The organism is Paraburkholderia sp. RCC_158, from assembly GCF_041355255.1.
Lineage (GTDB): Bacteria > Pseudomonadota > Gammaproteobacteria > Burkholderiales > Burkholderiaceae > Paraburkholderia > Paraburkholderia graminis.
Genome location: NZ_JBFUPM010000017.1, coordinates 96,052 through 111,357 on the forward strand (window position 1 = coordinate 96,052; position 15,306 = coordinate 111,357).

General features: G+C 62.6%; 20 protein-coding genes. 19 read left to right on the plus strand and 1 reads right to left on the minus strand.

The genetic code is table 11. From position 1 onward, the window contains the following. The first annotated feature begins 71 nt into the window (after positions 1 to 71). The 13 genes from hisC (at position 72) to tatC (ending at position 8,845) form a co-directional block, all read left to right on the plus strand. A complete protein-coding gene (gene hisC / locus AB6809_RS26775) occupies positions 72 to 1,142 on the plus strand; it encodes a histidinol-phosphate transaminase (protein WP_371027522.1) in 1,071 nt (356 codons plus the stop codon). A gap of 85 nt (positions 1,143 to 1,227) precedes the next feature. Then, a complete protein-coding gene (gene hisB, locus AB6809_RS26780) occupies positions 1,228 to 1,815 on the plus strand; it encodes an imidazoleglycerol-phosphate dehydratase HisB (RefSeq protein ID WP_006052285.1) in 588 nt (195 codons plus the stop codon). Positions 1,816 to 1,866: 51 nt separating this feature from the next. Next, positions 1,867 to 2,487, plus strand: coding sequence for a YchE family NAAT transporter (locus AB6809_RS26785; RefSeq protein ID WP_371027523.1), 621 nt, complete (start codon positions 1,867 to 1,869; stop codon positions 2,485 to 2,487). Then, entirely contained in the window at positions 2,484 to 3,125 is a 642-nt protein-coding gene (gene hisH / locus AB6809_RS26790) for an imidazole glycerol phosphate synthase subunit HisH (RefSeq protein WP_006052287.1), read from the plus strand. The genes AB6809_RS26785 and hisH overlap by 4 nt, the downstream gene beginning before the upstream one ends. A gap of 214 nt (positions 3,126 to 3,339) precedes the next feature. Then, on the plus strand, positions 3,340 to 4,092 hold the full coding sequence (gene hisA / locus AB6809_RS26795) for a 1-(5-phosphoribosyl)-5-[(5-phosphoribosylamino)methylideneamino]imidazole-4-carboxamide isomerase (RefSeq protein ID WP_006052288.1): 753 nt from the start codon (positions 3,340 to 3,342) through the stop codon (positions 4,090 to 4,092). 307 nt (positions 4,093 to 4,399) lie between these two features. Further along, positions 4,400 to 5,173 carry an imidazole glycerol phosphate synthase subunit HisF gene (gene hisF, locus AB6809_RS26800; RefSeq protein WP_006052289.1) on the plus strand — a complete coding sequence of 258 codons (774 nt, stop codon included), beginning with the start codon at positions 4,400 to 4,402 and terminating at the stop codon, positions 5,171 to 5,173. A gap of 1 nt (position 5,174) precedes the next feature. Then, positions 5,175 to 5,585 carry a phosphoribosyl-AMP cyclohydrolase gene (gene hisI / locus AB6809_RS26805; RefSeq protein WP_006052290.1) on the plus strand — a complete coding sequence of 137 codons (411 nt, stop codon included), beginning with the start codon at positions 5,175 to 5,177 and terminating at the stop codon, positions 5,583 to 5,585. Next, the gene (locus tag AB6809_RS26810) at positions 5,582 to 5,974 is read left to right on the plus strand and encodes a phosphoribosyl-ATP diphosphatase (protein ID WP_006052291.1); all 393 of its coding nucleotides are present in this window, start codon (positions 5,582 to 5,584) and stop codon (positions 5,972 to 5,974) included. The genes hisI and AB6809_RS26810 overlap by 4 nt, the downstream gene beginning before the upstream one ends. Positions 5,975 to 6,095: 121 nt before the next feature. Beyond that, entirely contained in the window at positions 6,096 to 6,491 is a 396-nt protein-coding gene (locus AB6809_RS26815) for a hypothetical protein (protein WP_006052292.1), read from the plus strand. Between the two features lie 90 nt (positions 6,492 to 6,581). Beyond that, entirely contained in the window at positions 6,582 to 6,947 is a 366-nt protein-coding gene (locus AB6809_RS26820) for a histidine triad nucleotide-binding protein (protein WP_006052293.1), read from the plus strand. Positions 6,948 to 7,221: 274 nt separating this feature from the next. Next, positions 7,222 to 7,464: a Sec-independent protein translocase subunit TatA gene (tatA, locus tag AB6809_RS26825; RefSeq protein ID WP_006052294.1), complete on the plus strand. Its 243-nt coding sequence runs from the start codon at positions 7,222 to 7,224 to the stop codon at positions 7,462 to 7,464. A 39-nt stretch (positions 7,465 to 7,503) separates the two neighbouring features. Then, entirely contained in the window at positions 7,504 to 8,031 is a 528-nt protein-coding gene (gene tatB, locus AB6809_RS26830) for a Sec-independent protein translocase protein TatB (protein ID WP_371027524.1), read from the plus strand. A 34-nt stretch (positions 8,032 to 8,065) separates the two neighbouring features. Continuing rightward, positions 8,066 to 8,845 carry a twin-arginine translocase subunit TatC gene (gene tatC, locus AB6809_RS26835; RefSeq protein WP_371027525.1) on the plus strand — a complete coding sequence of 260 codons (780 nt, stop codon included), beginning with the start codon at positions 8,066 to 8,068 and terminating at the stop codon, positions 8,843 to 8,845. A gap of 142 nt (positions 8,846 to 8,987) precedes the next feature. Here tatC and AB6809_RS26840 read toward each other — a convergent pair whose 3' ends face one another. Beyond that, the gene (locus AB6809_RS26840) at positions 8,988 to 10,202 is read right to left on the minus strand and encodes a Do family serine endopeptidase (RefSeq protein WP_029971284.1); all 1,215 of its coding nucleotides are present in this window, start codon (positions 10,200 to 10,202) and stop codon (positions 8,988 to 8,990) included. A gap of 19 nt (positions 10,203 to 10,221) precedes the next feature. Here AB6809_RS26840 and AB6809_RS26845 point away from each other — a divergent pair, with 19 nt between their 5' ends. The 6 genes from AB6809_RS26845 to AB6809_RS26870 all read left to right on the plus strand — a co-directional run bounded on the left by AB6809_RS26845 (position 10,222) and on the right by AB6809_RS26870 (position 15,295). Next, on the plus strand, positions 10,222 to 10,968 hold the full coding sequence (locus tag AB6809_RS26845; protein ID WP_371027526.1) for a Nif3-like dinuclear metal center hexameric protein: 747 nt from the start codon (positions 10,222 to 10,224) through the stop codon (positions 10,966 to 10,968). A 230-nt stretch (positions 10,969 to 11,198) separates the two neighbouring features. Further along, a complete protein-coding gene (petA, locus tag AB6809_RS26850) occupies positions 11,199 to 11,819 on the plus strand; it encodes a ubiquinol-cytochrome c reductase iron-sulfur subunit (protein ID WP_029971285.1) in 621 nt (206 codons plus the stop codon). Next, positions 11,819 to 13,198 carry a cytochrome bc complex cytochrome b subunit gene (locus AB6809_RS26855; protein ID WP_371027527.1) on the plus strand — a complete coding sequence of 460 codons (1,380 nt, stop codon included), beginning with the start codon at positions 11,819 to 11,821 and terminating at the stop codon, positions 13,196 to 13,198. The genes petA and AB6809_RS26855 overlap by 1 nt, the downstream gene beginning before the upstream one ends. 23 nt (positions 13,199 to 13,221) lie before the next feature. Further along, complete coding sequence (locus AB6809_RS26860; protein WP_029971286.1) at positions 13,222 to 13,977, plus strand: cytochrome c1; 756 nt, start codon at positions 13,222 to 13,224, stop codon at positions 13,975 to 13,977. 96 nt (positions 13,978 to 14,073) lie between these two features. Next, complete coding sequence (locus AB6809_RS26865; RefSeq protein WP_006052302.1) at positions 14,074 to 14,685, plus strand: glutathione S-transferase N-terminal domain-containing protein; 612 nt, start codon at positions 14,074 to 14,076, stop codon at positions 14,683 to 14,685. Positions 14,686 to 14,755: 70 nt separating this feature from the next. Further along, positions 14,756 to 15,295 (plus strand): ClpXP protease specificity-enhancing factor, encoded by a 540-nt coding sequence (locus AB6809_RS26870; protein ID WP_371027528.1) that lies wholly within the window; start codon positions 14,756 to 14,758, stop codon positions 15,293 to 15,295. Positions 15,296 to 15,306: the final 11 nt, after the last annotated feature.

Genomic DNA, 15,306 nt, shown 5'->3' on the forward strand with positions numbered 1-15,306 from the left:
CGCGCAACGAGGCGTGTCCGCAGCGTTCCATGCGCCTTGCATGCGACGCGCGCGGCCCGGCCCACTGACTTATGACGACACCTCAAGACATCATCCGCCACGACGTGCTCGCGATGACGAGCTATCCGGTACCCGACGCCACCGGCTACATCAAGCTCGACGCAATGGAGAACCCGTTTTCGCTGCCGCCGACGCTGGCCGCGCACCTCGGCGAGCATCTGGCGGGCGTCGCGCTGAACCGCTATCCGGCGCCGCGTCCGGAAGCGCTCATCGAGAAGATCAAACGCACGATGGGCGTGCCGGCCGGTTGCGACGTGCTGCTCGGCAACGGCTCGGACGAGATCATCAGCATGCTCTCGATTGCCTGCGCGAAGCCGGGCGCCAAGGTGCTCGCGCCCGTGCCGGGCTTCGTCATGTATCAGATGTCGGCGAAGCTGGCGAACCTCGAATTCGTCGGCGTGCCGCTGAACAGCGACTTCACGCTCGACACCGAGGCGATGCTCGCGGCCATCGCCGAGCACCAGCCCGCGGTTGTGTATCTCGCGTATCCGAACAACCCGACCGGCACGCTCTTTAACGACGCCGACATGGAGCGCATCATCGCCGCGGCGACGAAGAGCCTGGTCGTAATCGACGAGGCTTATCAGCCGTTTGCGCAGCGAAGCTGGCTGCCGCGCGCCGACGCGTTCGGCAACGTGGTCGTGATGCGCACGGTGTCGAAGCTGGGTCTCGCCGGCATCCGCCTCGGCTATCTGGTTGGCAAGCCCGCGTGGCTTAACGAACTCGACAAGGTGCGCCCGCCGTACAACACCAACGTGCTGACCCAGGCGGCCGCGGATTTCCTGCTCGATCACGTCGACGTGCTCGACTCGCAGGCGGCGAAATTGCGCGACGAGCGTACGAAACTCGCAGACGCCGTCGCTCAATTGCCCGGTGCCGAAGTGTTTCCGAGCGCCGGCAATTTTCTGCTGGTGCGTGTGCCCGACGCGTCGATTCTGTTCGAAACCCTGCTCACGTCGCGGGTTCTGGTCAAAAACGTGAGTAAAATGCACCCATTGCTGGCGAATTGCGTGCGTTTGACCGTTGGTTCTCCCGACGAAAACGCCCAGTTGCTTGCCGCGCTGAAGCTCGTATTGCACTGAGCGTGCAATAAGCGTGCATTAAGCGGCGGCTCGCCGCTCCCCTCCCACACTACTAGCGCTTTCTAGCCAGATTCGAGGAATTACCATGCGCCTTGCGGAAGTCGTTCGCAACACCAGCGAAACGCAGATCCGTGTCAAGATCAACCTGGACGGCACCGGTCAGCAGAAGCTGGCCACCGGCGTGCCGTTCCTGGACCACATGCTCGACCAGATCGCGCGGCATGGCCTGTTCGATCTCGACATTGAAGCGCATGGCGACCTGCATATCGACGACCATCATACGGTCGAAGACACCGGCATCACGCTCGGCCAGGCCGTCGCGAAAGCAATCGGCGACCGCAAGGGCATTCGCCGCTACGGTCATTCGTATGTGCCGCTCGACGAAGCGCTGTCGCGCGTCGTGATCGACTTTTCGGGCCGTCCGGGCCTCGAGTTTCATGTGCCGTTCACGCGTGCGCGCATCGGCACGTTCGACGTCGATCTGTCGATCGAATTCTTCCGCGGCTTCGTGAACCATGCGGGCGTGACGTTGCATATCGACAATCTGCGCGGCCTGAATGCTCACCATCAAATGGAAACGGTGTTCAAGGCGTTCGGCCGCGCGCTGCGCATGGCCGTCGAACTGGACGAGCGCGCGGCGGGGCAGATTCCGTCGACCAAAGGCAGTCTTTAAGCGACTTATTTACCGGGACCGGAACCGCGCCGTGCGCGCGCCCGGTGTTCAATGGATATTCTGAAGTCGTTTATCTCGCTGCTCGCGCTGATCAATCCGGTCGGCGCGATTCCGTTCTTCATGAGCCTGACGGCGAATCAGAGCGACGTCGAACGGCGCAGGACCCTTCGGATCGCGGCTATTTCGGTGTTCTGCGTGATCGCGGTGACGACGCTGCTCGGGCAGCAGATCATCAGCTTCTTCGGCATTTCGGTCGGTTCGCTCGAAGTGGGCGGCGGCATCATCATGCTGCTGATGGCGATCAACATGCTGAACGCGCAGATCGGCAACAGTCGTTCGACGCCCGAAGAGCGCGACGAAGCCGAGCAGAAGGAGAACATCGCGGTCGTGCCGCTGGCCATTCCGCTGTTGACCGGCCCCGGCGCGATCAGCACGACGATCATCTATGCGGCCAGTTCGCCGCATTGGTACGACCGCATCGGTCTGATCGCGATCGGCGCGGTGCTGGCGGCGATCTGCTTTTTTTCGCTGCGCCTCGCTGAACCGATTGCACGCTGGGTCGGTCGCACCGGTATCAACATCGGCACGCGGCTCATGGGTTTGATGTTATCGGCGCTGGCGGTGGAATTCATCGTCGATGGACTGAAGGCTTTGCTGCCTACTTTGAAATGAAAACTTCGATAGCGATTGTGGATTACGGAATGGGCAACCTGCGCTCGGTGGCGCAGGCGTTGCGCAAGGCCGCGCCGGAAGCGGACGTGGCGATCGTCGACCAGCCGGAAGCGATCCGCGCGGCCGACCGCGTCGTGCTGCCCGGCCAGGGCGCGATGCCCGATTGCATGCGCAGTCTCGCCGAGTCCGGCCTGCAGGAAGCGGTCGTGGAAGCGTCGCGCACGAAGCCGCTGATGGGCGTGTGCGTGGGCGAGCAGATGCTGTTCGACTGGAGCGCCGAGGGCGGCACGCCCGGCCTCGGGCTCCTGCCGGGCAAGGTGCTGCGCTTCGACCTGGAAGGTCAGGTGCAGGACGACGGCTCGCGCTTCAAGGTCCCGCAGATGGGCTGGAACCGCGTGCGCCAGGCGCAGCCGCATCCGCTGTGGGACGGCGTGGCCGACAATGCGTTCTTCTACTTCGTGCATAGCTATTACGTGGTGCCGGACAATGCCGCGCACACGTCGGGCGAGACGGTGTACGGCGTGCCTTTTACGTCGGCGGTCGCGCGGGACAACATCTTCGCGACCCAGTTTCACCCGGAAAAGAGCGCCGAAGCCGGGCTGCGCGTGTATCGCAACTTCGTGCACTGGAACCCGTGAGCGCCTCGCTTCCTGCTGCCGCGGCGCGCTGTTTTGCCGCAAGCGGGGCATTCGCCGCGCGCTGCGGCGGCCGCATCCTGATTTCGCTTTGCGCCGCCGGTGCGCAAGAGCGTCGAAAGAGTTGTACTAAACTAGCGAGACGGCGTTTGGGCGGGCTGGCCGACCAGCCGCCGCCGCCGACCTTCAACCCATTCCCACTCAACACCCGATTGCTATGCTGCTGATCCCCGCCATCGACCTGAAAGACGGTCAGTGTGTACGCCTCAAACAGGGCGATATGGACCAGGCGACGATATTCTCCGAGGAACCGGCGGCGATGGCCCGACATTGGGTCGAGCGCGGCGCGCGCCGTCTGCACCTCGTCGACCTGAACGGCGCGTTCGCCGGCAAGCCGAGGAACGAAGACGCGATTCGCGCGATCATCGAGGAAGTGGGCGGCGAGATTCCCGTGCAGCTCGGCGGCGGCATCCGCGACCTGAACACCATCGAGCGCTATCTCGACGACGGTCTCGAGTACGTGATCATCGGCACGGCCGCGGTGAAAAATCCGGGCTTCCTGCAGGACGCGTGCACGGCGTTCGGCGGCCATATCATCGTCGGGCTGGATGCGAAAGACGGCAAGGTCGCGACCGACGGCTGGAGCAAGCTGACGGGTCACGAAGTGGCCGATCTGGCGCGCAAGTTCGAGGACTACGGCTGCGAGTCGATCATCTACACGGACATCGGCCGCGACGGCATGCTCCAGGGCATCAACATCGAGGCGACGGTGCGCCTTGCGCGCGCCGTGAAGATTCCGGTGATCGCAAGCGGCGGGCTGTCGAATCTGGCCGACATCGAATCGCTGTGCGAAGTCGAGGGCGAAGGCATTGAAGGTGTGATCTGCGGCCGGGCGATCTACTCGGGCGATCTCGACTTCACGGCTGCGCAGACTTTGGCAGACCGGTTGCGGGAATCGGACGACGCCTGAGCGGCTGCGCGGCGGTCGATCGGGCGAGCGGTTGAACGGATGAGCGCGGCGGCGTGGTCAGCCTCGCGTCTGAGGACAACGCCCGCCGCACGCAAGCACGCGCTGCATGCCTGCTCACCTGCTCGCCTGCATGCGGCGCAATCCGAGCCGCAGTTGGCGGTGGCTTTCTGAACAAGCGCCCCAAGCGCCCCAAGCGGCACGCGCCGAACCCGCCGCGAGCAACTCGGCCCGGCACCCCGGCCCATCACCGCTCGCCTGCGGTCCAGGCGAGCGGCCCCATCAGCGGTATTGGCAGAATTGCAAGATCATGGCTCTAGCTAAACGCATCATTCCCTGTCTCGACGTCACCGCCGGCCGCGTGGTCAAGGGCGTCAACTTCGTCGAACTGCGCGACGCGGGCGATCCCGTGGAAATCGCGCGCCGTTACGACGATCAGGGCGCGGACGAACTGACTTTCCTCGACATCACCGCGACTTCCGACCAGCGCGACCTGATCCTGCCGATCATCGAAGCAGTCGCCTCGCAAGTGTTCATTCCGCTGACGGTCGGCGGCGGCGTGCGCGCCGTCGAAGACGTGCGGCGCCTGCTCAACGCGGGCGCGGACAAGATCAGCATGAACTCGTCGGCGGTGGCGAATCCGCAGCTCGTCAAGGACGCCACGGACAAATACGGCTCGCAATGCATCGTCGTCGCGATCGACGCCAAGCGCGTTTCCGCGGACGGTGAACCGCCGCGCTGGGAAGTCTTCACGCACGGCGGACGCAAGGCGACCGGCCTCGAAGCCGTCGAATGGGCGCGCAAGATGGCCGAGCTCGGCGCGGGCGAAATCCTCTTGACCAGCATGGATCGCGACGGCACGAAAAGCGGCTTCGACCTCGCGCTCACGCGCGCGGTCTCCGACGCGGTGCCGATTCCGGTGATCGCCTCGGGCGGCGTCGGCAACCTGCAGCATCTCGCCGACGGCATCAAGAACGGCCACGCCGACGCGGTACTCGCCGCCAGCATCTTCCACTACGGCGAGCACACGGTGGGCGAGGCCAAGCGCTTCATGGCCGGGCAGGGCATTTCGGTGAGGTTGTGACGTGGTGAATCCAACGGCAGTCAATTGGCTCGACAAGGTCAAGTGGGACGCGAACGGCCTTGTGCCGGTGATCGCGCAGGAAGCGTCGACGAACGACGTGCTGATGTTCGCGTGGATGAACCGCGAGGCGTTGGCGAAAACCGTCGAACTCGGCCGCGCGGTGTACTTCTCCCGCTCGCGCCAGCGCCTGTGGTTCAAGGGCGAGGAGTCCGGCCACGTTCAGCACGTGCATGAAGTGCGGCTCGATTGCGACGAAGACGTCGTGCTGCTGAAGGTGGAGCAGGTGTCCGGCATTGCGTGCCACACCGGCCGCCACTCGTGTTTTTTCCAGAAATTCGAAGGCTCGACAGATGACGGCGACTGGATTGCCGTCGATCCCGTGCTGAAAGACCCCGAACACATCTACAAATGACGCAGACCACCCAAGCCGCATCCGCCAATCCATCCACGACCGATACGTTGATGCGCCTCGCGGCGATCATCGACAGCCGCAAGGGCGGCGACCCGGACGTGTCGTATGTGTCGCGCCTGTTCCATAAGGGCGACGACGCGGTGCTGAAGAAAATCGGCGAAGAAGCCACCGAAGTCGTGCTGGCCGCCAAGGACACGCGCCACGGCGGCGAGACGAAGGCGCTCGTCGGCGAGGTCGCGGATCTGTGGTTCCATTGCCTCGTCATGCTGTCGCACTACGATCTGAGCCCCGCGGACGTGCTCGCCGAGCTGGAGCGCCGCGAAGGCATGTCGGGCATTGAGGAAAAAGCGCTGCGCAAGAGCCGCGAGCGCGAGCAGAACGGCGATTGAGCGCGCGATTTTCCCGAGTGCGATTTCTGCTGTTTCTTCGCGCGGTTTGCCTTGAAGTGGCGAGCGCCGGCGCCCACATTGCAGTGAACGCATCGCAAACCCATCGTCCGGAGGACGCAGCATGGAACAGTCGCACCAGAGTTATCCGCCGCCGGCTTACCGCCACGCGATCGAGCCGGAGCGGGAACGCAGCCTGCGCACGCTGACGCATGTGCTGTACGCGCTGTATGCGGTTCACTGGCTGACGGGCGGCCTGACGATCCTGATCGCGATCATCATCAATTACGTGAAGCGCGGCGACGCGGCGGGCACGCCGTATGAACCGCATTTCGAGTGGCAGATCCGCACGTTCTGGATCGGCCTGCTGGGTTACGCGATAGGCGGGCTGCTGGTGTTCGTCTTCATCGGCTTTGCGGTGTTGTGGGCCGTCAGCATCTGGATGTTGTACCGTATTATCAAGGGCTGGCTGTATCTGTACGATAACAAGCCGCTTGCGAATCCGCGGGCGTGGTTCTGAATTGGTGTCATGTCGTGCGGCGCCGGCGCAAAGCCGCTCTGCCGCATCGAGCCACGCTTCGCGCTTTAGCCCTACCGCGTCAGGAATACGATGAGTCACGACCCGAATTGCCTCTTCTGCAAGATCGCCGCCGGCGAGATCCCGTCGACCAAAGTCCATGAAGACGAAGAGTTTCTTGCCTTCCGCGACATCCGTCCGGCGGCCGAAACCCATGTGCTGGTCATTCCGCGCAAGCACATCGCCACGCTCACGGACTGCACCGAAAGCGATGCGCCCATGCTTGGTAGAATGCTTGTTTTGACCGCGCGTTTGGCCGATCAGTTGGGCGTGGCGTACACCGGTGGCGAAACCGGCTTCCGCACCGTCATCAATACCGGCCCGGGCGGCGGGCAAGAGGTGTATCACCTGCACGCGCACATTCTGGCGGGGCCGCGTCCGTGGCAGCGCATGGGTTAGTGGGCCTGGCGCAGCCTGGCTTGGCCGGGCCGCGCAGGCGTTGCCGGGTGCACAGCATTTTTGCCTCGCTGTTTTTGCCGCGCTGTTTTTGCCGCGCTGTAATTTTGGCGACGCGATTCTCTGGCCACAATACGGGCGAGGTCCTGGCGAAACAGCGGCACGCGCGGCAACGCTGCTGTAACGTATAGATGAAGCGCAAGCGCTTCGATTCACGCCGCAAGGCAGACGAGTTTTTGCCGCATTACGTGCGGCGTCGGGGTTAAGGAGAGTAGTCATGGGTTCGTTGAGTATTTGGCATTGGTTGATCGTGTTGCTGATCGTGGCGCTCGTGTTCGGCACGAAGAAGCTGCGCAACATCGGCGGCGATCTGGGTGGCGCTGTGAAGGGCTTCAAGGAAGGCATGCGCGAGAACGAAACGCCTTCGGCGGACGCGCAGCAGCAGCGCGAACTGCCGCGCAACGGCGCGGTGGATGTGGAAGCCAAGGAAAAGACCCCGCGTTCGGGCGATTACCGCTAAGCCGCGGGCCAACCGCGTTACTGACGGACATTTCCCTCCATGCTGGACCTCGGTCTAACCAAGATGGCGCTCATCGGCGTCGTCGCACTGGTCGTGCTCGGCCCTGAGCGGCTGCCGCGCGTCGCCCGCACGGCGGGCGCGCTGTTCGGCCGCGCGCAGCGCTACATCAACGACGTCAAGTCGGAAGTCACGCGGGAAATCGAACTCGACGAATTGCGTCGCATGAAAACCGAGTTCGAGACGGCGGCGAGCAACGTCGAAACGGCCGTTCAGGAAAACCTGCGCAAGCATGAGAGCGAACTGAACGACGCGTGGAACAGCGGGACGTCCGTGTCGCCGAGCATCGCCGGCGGGGCGCTCGAAGACGCCGGCAATGCCGGCAGCACTTCGTGGCAGAACAGCACGCCCGCCGCGGCGGGGAAGCGCAAGAACTGGCGCGTCAAGCAAACGGCAATGCCCACCTGGTACAAGCGCGCCACCACGCGCCGCACGCGCGTGCAATCCGGGGCGGCACGCGTCGCGCGGCATACGCCTGCCAGCATGCGTCGTCCGACGCGGTTTTTCTGATGATCAGAACGACAATCTCTAACCGAGGGCCGGTGTGAGCGACCCCCAGAAAAGCCAGGACGAAGGCACTGAAGAGACCTTCATTTCCCACCTCGTTGAATTGCGCGACCGCATCATCCGCGCGGGCCTTGCCGTCATCGTGGTGTTTGTCGGGCTCGTGTATTGGGCGCCGGACATCTTCCGGCTGCTGGCGCGCCCGCTGATGCAGAACCTGCCCAAAGACGGCAAGATGATCGTGACCGACGTCACCGGCTCGTTCTTCGTGCCGATGAAAGTGACCATGCTGGTCGCCTTCGTGATCGCGCTGCCTATCGTGCTGTATCAGATCTGGGCGTTCGTCGCGCCGGGTCTTTATCAGCACGAGAAGAAGCTGGTCGGGCCGCTCGTCGGCAGCAGCTATACGCTGTTTCTCTGCGGCATGGCGTTCGCGTATTTCGTTGTGTTTCCCACCATCTTTCGCGTGATGGCGCATTACAACGCGCCGCTCGGCGCGGAGATGACGACGGACATCGACAATTACCTGAGCTTCGTGCTGACCATGTTCATTGCGTTCGGCGTGACGTTCGAAGTGCCGATCGTCGTCGTACTGCTCGTGCGCATGAACGTGGTGACGCTGAAGAAGCTAAAGGAAATCCGGCCGTATGTGATCGTCGGCGCGTTCGTGATTTCGGCCGTGGTCACGCCGCCGGACGTCTTCTCGCAACTGATTCTGGCCATTCCGCTGATCGTTTTGTACGAGGCGGGGATCATCGCGGCGCGGTTGATTGTCGGCAAGCAGCCGGCGGTGGTCGAGGACGCGAGTCCGCCGGGCTAATGCAATGCATGCCGCGTGGCGCGGCTGCAACGCGTAAGCAAACAAAGCAAAAGGGCAGTCCGCAACGGACTGCCCTTTTTACGTTCTACGCGTTCTACCAGCGGATTCGGCACGGGCGCTACTACCCGCACACCGCTTGCGCTCAACCGCCTTCGTCGTCCTGCTGCTCGCTGTCGTCGGCGGGCTGTTTCGGCGGAGGCGGGCGCTTGCCGATGACCACGTCGACATCCAGCTCGCGGTTCTTGCGCACCAGATGCACCTTGGCGGCCGTGCCCGGCTTGATCTGCGCGATCACGTTCAGCAGGCGCGTGGTGTCGGTGATTTCCTGACCGTTGACGCTCATCAGAATGTCGCCCGGCTTGATGCCCGCGCGGTCGGCGGGACCGTTCTTCAGCACGCCCGCGACGATCGCGCCCGACTTCTGGTCGAGCCCGAACGACTCGGCGATTTCCGGCGTCACGTCTTGCGGCTCGACGCCGATCCAGCCGCGCGTGACCGAACCCGTCGTGATGATGCTTTCGAGCACGCTGCGCGCAGTCGACACCGGAATCGCGAAGCCGATGCCGAGCGAGCCGCCCGAGCGCGAGTAGATCGCGGTGTTGATGCCGAGCAGATTGCCGTTCACGTCGACGAGCGCGCCACCCGAGTTGCCGGGATTGATCGCCGCATCGGTCTGGATGAAGTTTTCGAACGTATTGATGCCGAGGTGATTGCGGCCGAGCGCGCTGACAATACCCATGGTGACCGTCTGCCCGACGCCGAACGGATTGCCGATGGCCAGCACCACGTCGCCCACGCGCGTCTGCTCCATGCGGCCGAGCGTGATGGTGGGCAGATTGGTCATGTTGACCTTGAGCACGGCCAGATCCGTTTCCGGATCGATGCCGATGACCTTGGCGTTCGTGGTGCGTCCGTCGGCGAGCGCGATTTCAATCTGATCCGCACCGTCGACGACGTGCTGGTTCGTTAGAATGTACCCTTCCGAACTCACGATCACCCCGGAGCCCAGGTTCGCGGCCGGTTGTTCGCGCTGCCTGCGATTGTTCTTGTCGCCGAAGAAGTAGCGGAACAGCGGGTCTTTCGCGCGCGGGTCCGGCGGCAGTGAGCCATCTTTGCTGGAAAAGACGTTTACGACCGCGGGCATGGCCTTTTGCGCGGCGTCGGCATAAGACGCCGTTGCGGGCCCGCTGCCCATGCCAGGCGCGACTTCGCGCAGTGCGACGATCGGTTCGGCAAGTTGCTTGCCGAATTGCCCTTGACGCTGAAGCCACTGCGGTTTGAGGGTCGCGATGATGAACATCAGCGCCAACAGCACAGTCACCGCTTGGGCAAAGAACAGCCAGAAGCGTCTAAGCATCTGAAGACTAGAGGTTTATATGGATCGGATCGAACTTGAATTGTACTTGAACAATCTCCTTGAAACCGCGCGGTTCAAGGACTATTGCCCGAACGGTCTGCAAGTCGACGGGCGCCGCAAGATCGGCAAACTCGCGACCGGCGTGACCGCGTCAGTTGCGTTTCTCGAAGCCGCGCTCGATTGGGGCGCGGACGCCGTGCTGGTCCATCACGGCTACTTCTGGCGCAACGAGGCGCCGCAGATCACCGGCCGCAAATACGGGCGCCTGAAGCTGCTGCTCGCCAACGACCTGAACCTGTTCGCCTATCACCTGCCGCTCGACGACCATCCCGAGTTCGGCAACAACGCGCAGATCGGTGCGAAGATGGGCTGGATCAGCGACGCGCGCTTCGGCGAGAACGACCTCGGCTGGCTCGCCACGTTTGCGATGCCGATCACGCTCGCGCACTTCACCGCCGAGATCGAGCAGACGCTCGGCCGCACGCCGCTCGTGTTCGGCGACCCGGATCGCAGTCTGCGCCGCGTGGCGTGGTGCACGGGCGCCGCGCAAGGCATGTTCGACGCGGCGATCAACGCCGGCGCCGACGTCTATCTGACGGGCGAGGTGTCGGAGTCGGTCATGCACACGTCGGCAGAAAGCGGCGTAGCGTTTCTCGCGGCCGGCCATCATGCGACCGAGCGCTTCGGCGTGCAGGCGGTGGGCAAGCATCTGTCGGAGCAGTTCGACATCGAGCATCTCTTTATCGATATTCCGAATCCCGTTTGAGTCGTTGAAATATCAAATGGGCATTAGCGAAGCAAAAGGCACGAATAACGGAGGGGACACTTAAAAGCTGCTGCAAAAAAGTTTGTGATGCGTACGGAGAAACCCTGAGTTATCAAGGGCTTCGCACGGTTTTTGGCAATCGGCCCTTGTAAATGGCGACTCCATTCGAGCAAACTAGCGGCGGTAGAAGCGACGTGAAGGAAAAATCCAACTCAGAAGTGGGGCGTGTAATGCGAGACAAGGAAGATGAACGCGTCGACGGCAGCCGCCGTACCTGGCTGATAGCGACGACCGTAGCAGGTGGCATTGGAGGCGTTGCCACTGTCGTACCCTTTGTTAGTTCGTTTGCACCATCTGAAAAGGCCAAGGCAGCAGGAGCCCCGGTCGAAGTCGACATCAGCGATCTCAAGCCCGGCGACATGAAGACCGTGGCCTGGCGCGGCAAGCCCGTGTGGATCATCAACCGCACCGAGAAGATGCTCGCCGACGTCAAGAAGGCCGACAACGAAGTCGCCGATCCCGCGAGCAAGAATCCCTTTTCGTTGCCGCTGCCGGAGTACTGCAACAACGAATTCCGTTCACGCGCCGACCACAAGAACGTTTTTGTCGCCGTCGCCGTGTGCACCCATCTGGGCTGCACGCCGACGCCGCGCTTCCAGGAGGGCGCGCAGCCCAATCTTCCGGACGACTGGCCTGGCGGCTTCCTGTGCCCGTGCCACGGCTCGACCTATGACATGGCCGGCCGCGTCTTCAAGAACAAACCTGCGCCGCAGAACCTCGACATCCCGCCTTATATGTTCACGTCGGCCAATGGGCTCGTGATCGGCAAGGACGAGAAAGGAGAAGCGTAATGGCGATCGAACACGAAGTGGAGACGACCGGGCTCGTCGGCTGGATCGACCGGCGCTTTCCGTTCACGTCCACCTGGAAGAAGCACGTCTCCGAATACTACGCACCGAAGAACTTCAACTTCTGGTACTTCTTCGGCTCGCTCGCGCTGCTCGTGCTGGTGAACCAGATCGTCACCGGCATCTTCCTCACGATGAACTACAAGCCCGACGCGACGCTCGCGTTCGGCTCGGTCGAGTACATCATGCGCGAGGTGCCGTGGGGCTGGCTGATCCGCTACATGCACTCCACGGGCGCGTCGATGTTCTTCGTCGTCGTGTATCTGCATATGTTCCGCGGACTGATGTACGGCTCGTATCGCAAGCCGCGCGAGCTCGTGTGGATCTTCGGCTGCGCGATCTTTCTGTGCCTGATGGCCGAGGCGTTTTTCGGCTACCTGCTGCCGTGGGGCCAGATGTCGTTCTGGGGCGCGCAGGTGATCGTGAACCTGTTCTCGGCGATTCCGTTCATCGGGCCGGACCTGTCGCTGTGGATTCGCGGCGACTACGTGGTGTCGGATGTGACGCTGAACCGCTTCTTCGCGTTTCACGTGATCGCGATTCCGCTGGTGCTGCTCGGGTTGGTCGTCGCGCATCTGGTCGCGCTGCACGAAGTCGGCTCGAACAACCCTGACGGCATCGAGATCAAGGCGAAGAAGGACCCGGACGGCATTCCGCTCGACGGCATTCCGTTTCATCCGTACTACTCGGTGCACGATTTCTTCGGCGTGTGCATTTTCCTGATGATCTTCGCGGCGATCATCTTCTTCGCGCCTGAAATGGGCGGCTACTTCCTCGAAGCGAACAACTTCGTGCCGGCCAACCCGCTGCAGACACCGCCGGAAATCGCGCCGGTCTGGTACTTCACGGCCTTCTACGCGATGCTGCGCGCCACGACCGATCCGTTCAAGATCGTCCTGATGATCGTCATTGCGCTGCTCGGCCTGCTCGCGCTGGTGCGCGCGCGCGGCAAGTGGAAGCTCGGCTTGCCGGTGCTCGCCGTGCTCGTGATTCTGGCCATGGCGTTCACCGAATCCAAGTTCTGGGGCGTCGTGGTGATGGGCGGCGCGGTGGTTTCGCTGTTCTTCCTGCCGTGGCTCGACCGCTCGCCGGTGAAGTCGATCCGTTACCGGCCGTTCTTCCACAAGGTGTTCTACGGGATTTTCGTGCTCGCTTTCCTGACGTTGGCGTTCCTCGGCACCAAACCGCCGTCGCCGGTCGCTACGTTGATTGCGCAGGTGTGCGCGCTGATCTACTTCGCGTTTTTCCTCGGCATGCCGTTCTGGACGCGGCTTGGCACGTTCAGGCAGCCGCCTGAGCGCGTGCGCTACAAGCCCCACTAATCGAGAGCGAGGAGAACACGAAGATGAAAAAACTGCTTTCGACGTGCGCGCTGATCGGCGCGACACTGCTCGCGGTGCTGAGCGGCCCGGCGTATGCGGACGAGAATGTTCATCTCGACCGCGCGCCGGATAACGCAGACAATTTCGCTTCTTTGCAGCACGGCGCGCAATTGTTTGTAAACTACTGCCTGAATTGCCACAGCGCGAACCTGATGCGCTACAACCGGCTGACCGACCTCGGCATCGCGCCGAGCGAAATCCAGTCGAACCTGCTTTTCACCACCGACAAAATCGGCAACACGATGACCGTCGCCATGCGCCCGGACGACGCCAAAGCGTGGTTCGGCGCGAGTCCGCCGGATTTGTCGGTGGAAGCGCGGGCGCGCGGCAAGGACTGGCTGTACACGTATCTGCGCAGTTTTTATCGCGACAATACGCGGCCGACCGGCTGGAATAATCTGGTGTATGAAAACGTGAGCATGCCTCACGTGCTGTGGCAGCTTCAGGGGCAACGTACTGCGAAATTCGGTGACGAAGTCGACGAAAAAACGGGCGAGACGGTGCACAAATTTGTGGGCTTCCAGCAGGTCACGCCGGGGACGATGTCGCCGGTAGATTATGATTCTGCTGTGGCCGACCTTGTGTCGTATATGTCCTGGATGTCCGAGCCGACTCAGAAAACCCGCAAGCAGCTTGGCGTGTGGGTGCTGCTGTTCCTCGGTATTCTGAGCTTTTTCGCCTGGCGACTGAACGCCGCGTACTGGAAACATATCAAATAATCACGCCGCTATACGGCGTGGGGCCGGCGCCAGGAAAAACCTGCTGAACGGTTTTTCCGCGCGCTGGCCTTTCAGCTTTTTGAGGAAACGTAAATCATGATGGTTCTGTATTCCGGCACAACTTGCCCGTTCTCCCAGCGCTGCCGGCTGGTGTTGTTCGAAAAGGGCATGGACTTCGAGATCCGCGACGTCGACCTGTTTAACAAGCCGGAAGACATCGCCGTGATGAATCCGTATGGTCAAGTGCCGATTCTCGTCGAACGGGACCTGATTCTGTACGAATCGAACATCATCAACGAGTATATCGACGAGCGCTTCCCGCATCCGCAGCTCATGCCGGCCGATCCGGTCCAGCGTGCGCGCGCGCGCCTGTTCCTGCTGAACTTCGAGAAAGAGCTGTTCGTCCACGTCGGCACGCTCGAGAACGAAAAGGGCAAGGCTGCGGAGAAGAACCACGAGAAGGCGCGCCTCGCGATTCGCGACCGTCTGACGCAACTCGCGCCGATCTTCCTGAAGAACAAGTACATGCTCGGCGAAGAGTTCTCGATGCTCGACGTCGCCATTGCGCCGCTCTTGTGGCGTCTGGATCACTATGGCATCGAACTGTCGAAGAACGCGGCGCCGCTCATGAAGTACGCCGAGCGCATTTTCAGCCGTCCGGCTTATATCGAGGCGCTGACGCCGTCGGAAAAGGTGATGCGTCGTTGAGTTTGGCTTTGGGCAAGGGCGCCGCGCGGCCAGACGCGCGCGGTGCCCGCGCCCGGTAAGAGGACCGCTGATGCAAGAGATTTCCACCAAGCCTTATCTGTTGCGCGCGCTGTACGAATGGTGCACGGATAACGGCTACACGCCGCACATTGCAGTGCGCGTCGACAATCAGACGCGTGTGCCGCGGCAGTTTGTGCGCGACAACGAGATCGTGTTGAACATCAGCTTCGAGGCCACGAGCCAACTGCAGATGGGCAACGAGTGGGTCGAGTTCAGCGCCCGTTTCTCCGGCAAGTCGCACAAGATCGAAGTGCCTATCGCCAATATCCTCGCCATCTACGCGCGCGAAAACGGGCAAGGCATGGCGTTCCCGGTCGAGTCGACAGGCGGCGAGGCGCAGGATTCGGGCGCCGACGCCGAAACGGTCGAGCCGTCCACGGCCCCGAGCGTGTCGACTGCGCCGAGCGTGTCGAGCGCGCCGCGCGCGGTCGAAAAGGCGCCCGCAGCCGACGATGCCGCCGCCAAAGCCGAGCGCGCGCCGCAGGGCGACCAGCCCGACGACGACGGCTCGAAAGGTGGCGGGAGGGCTCGCCTCAAGATCGTAAAATGAAGTAGAATCAC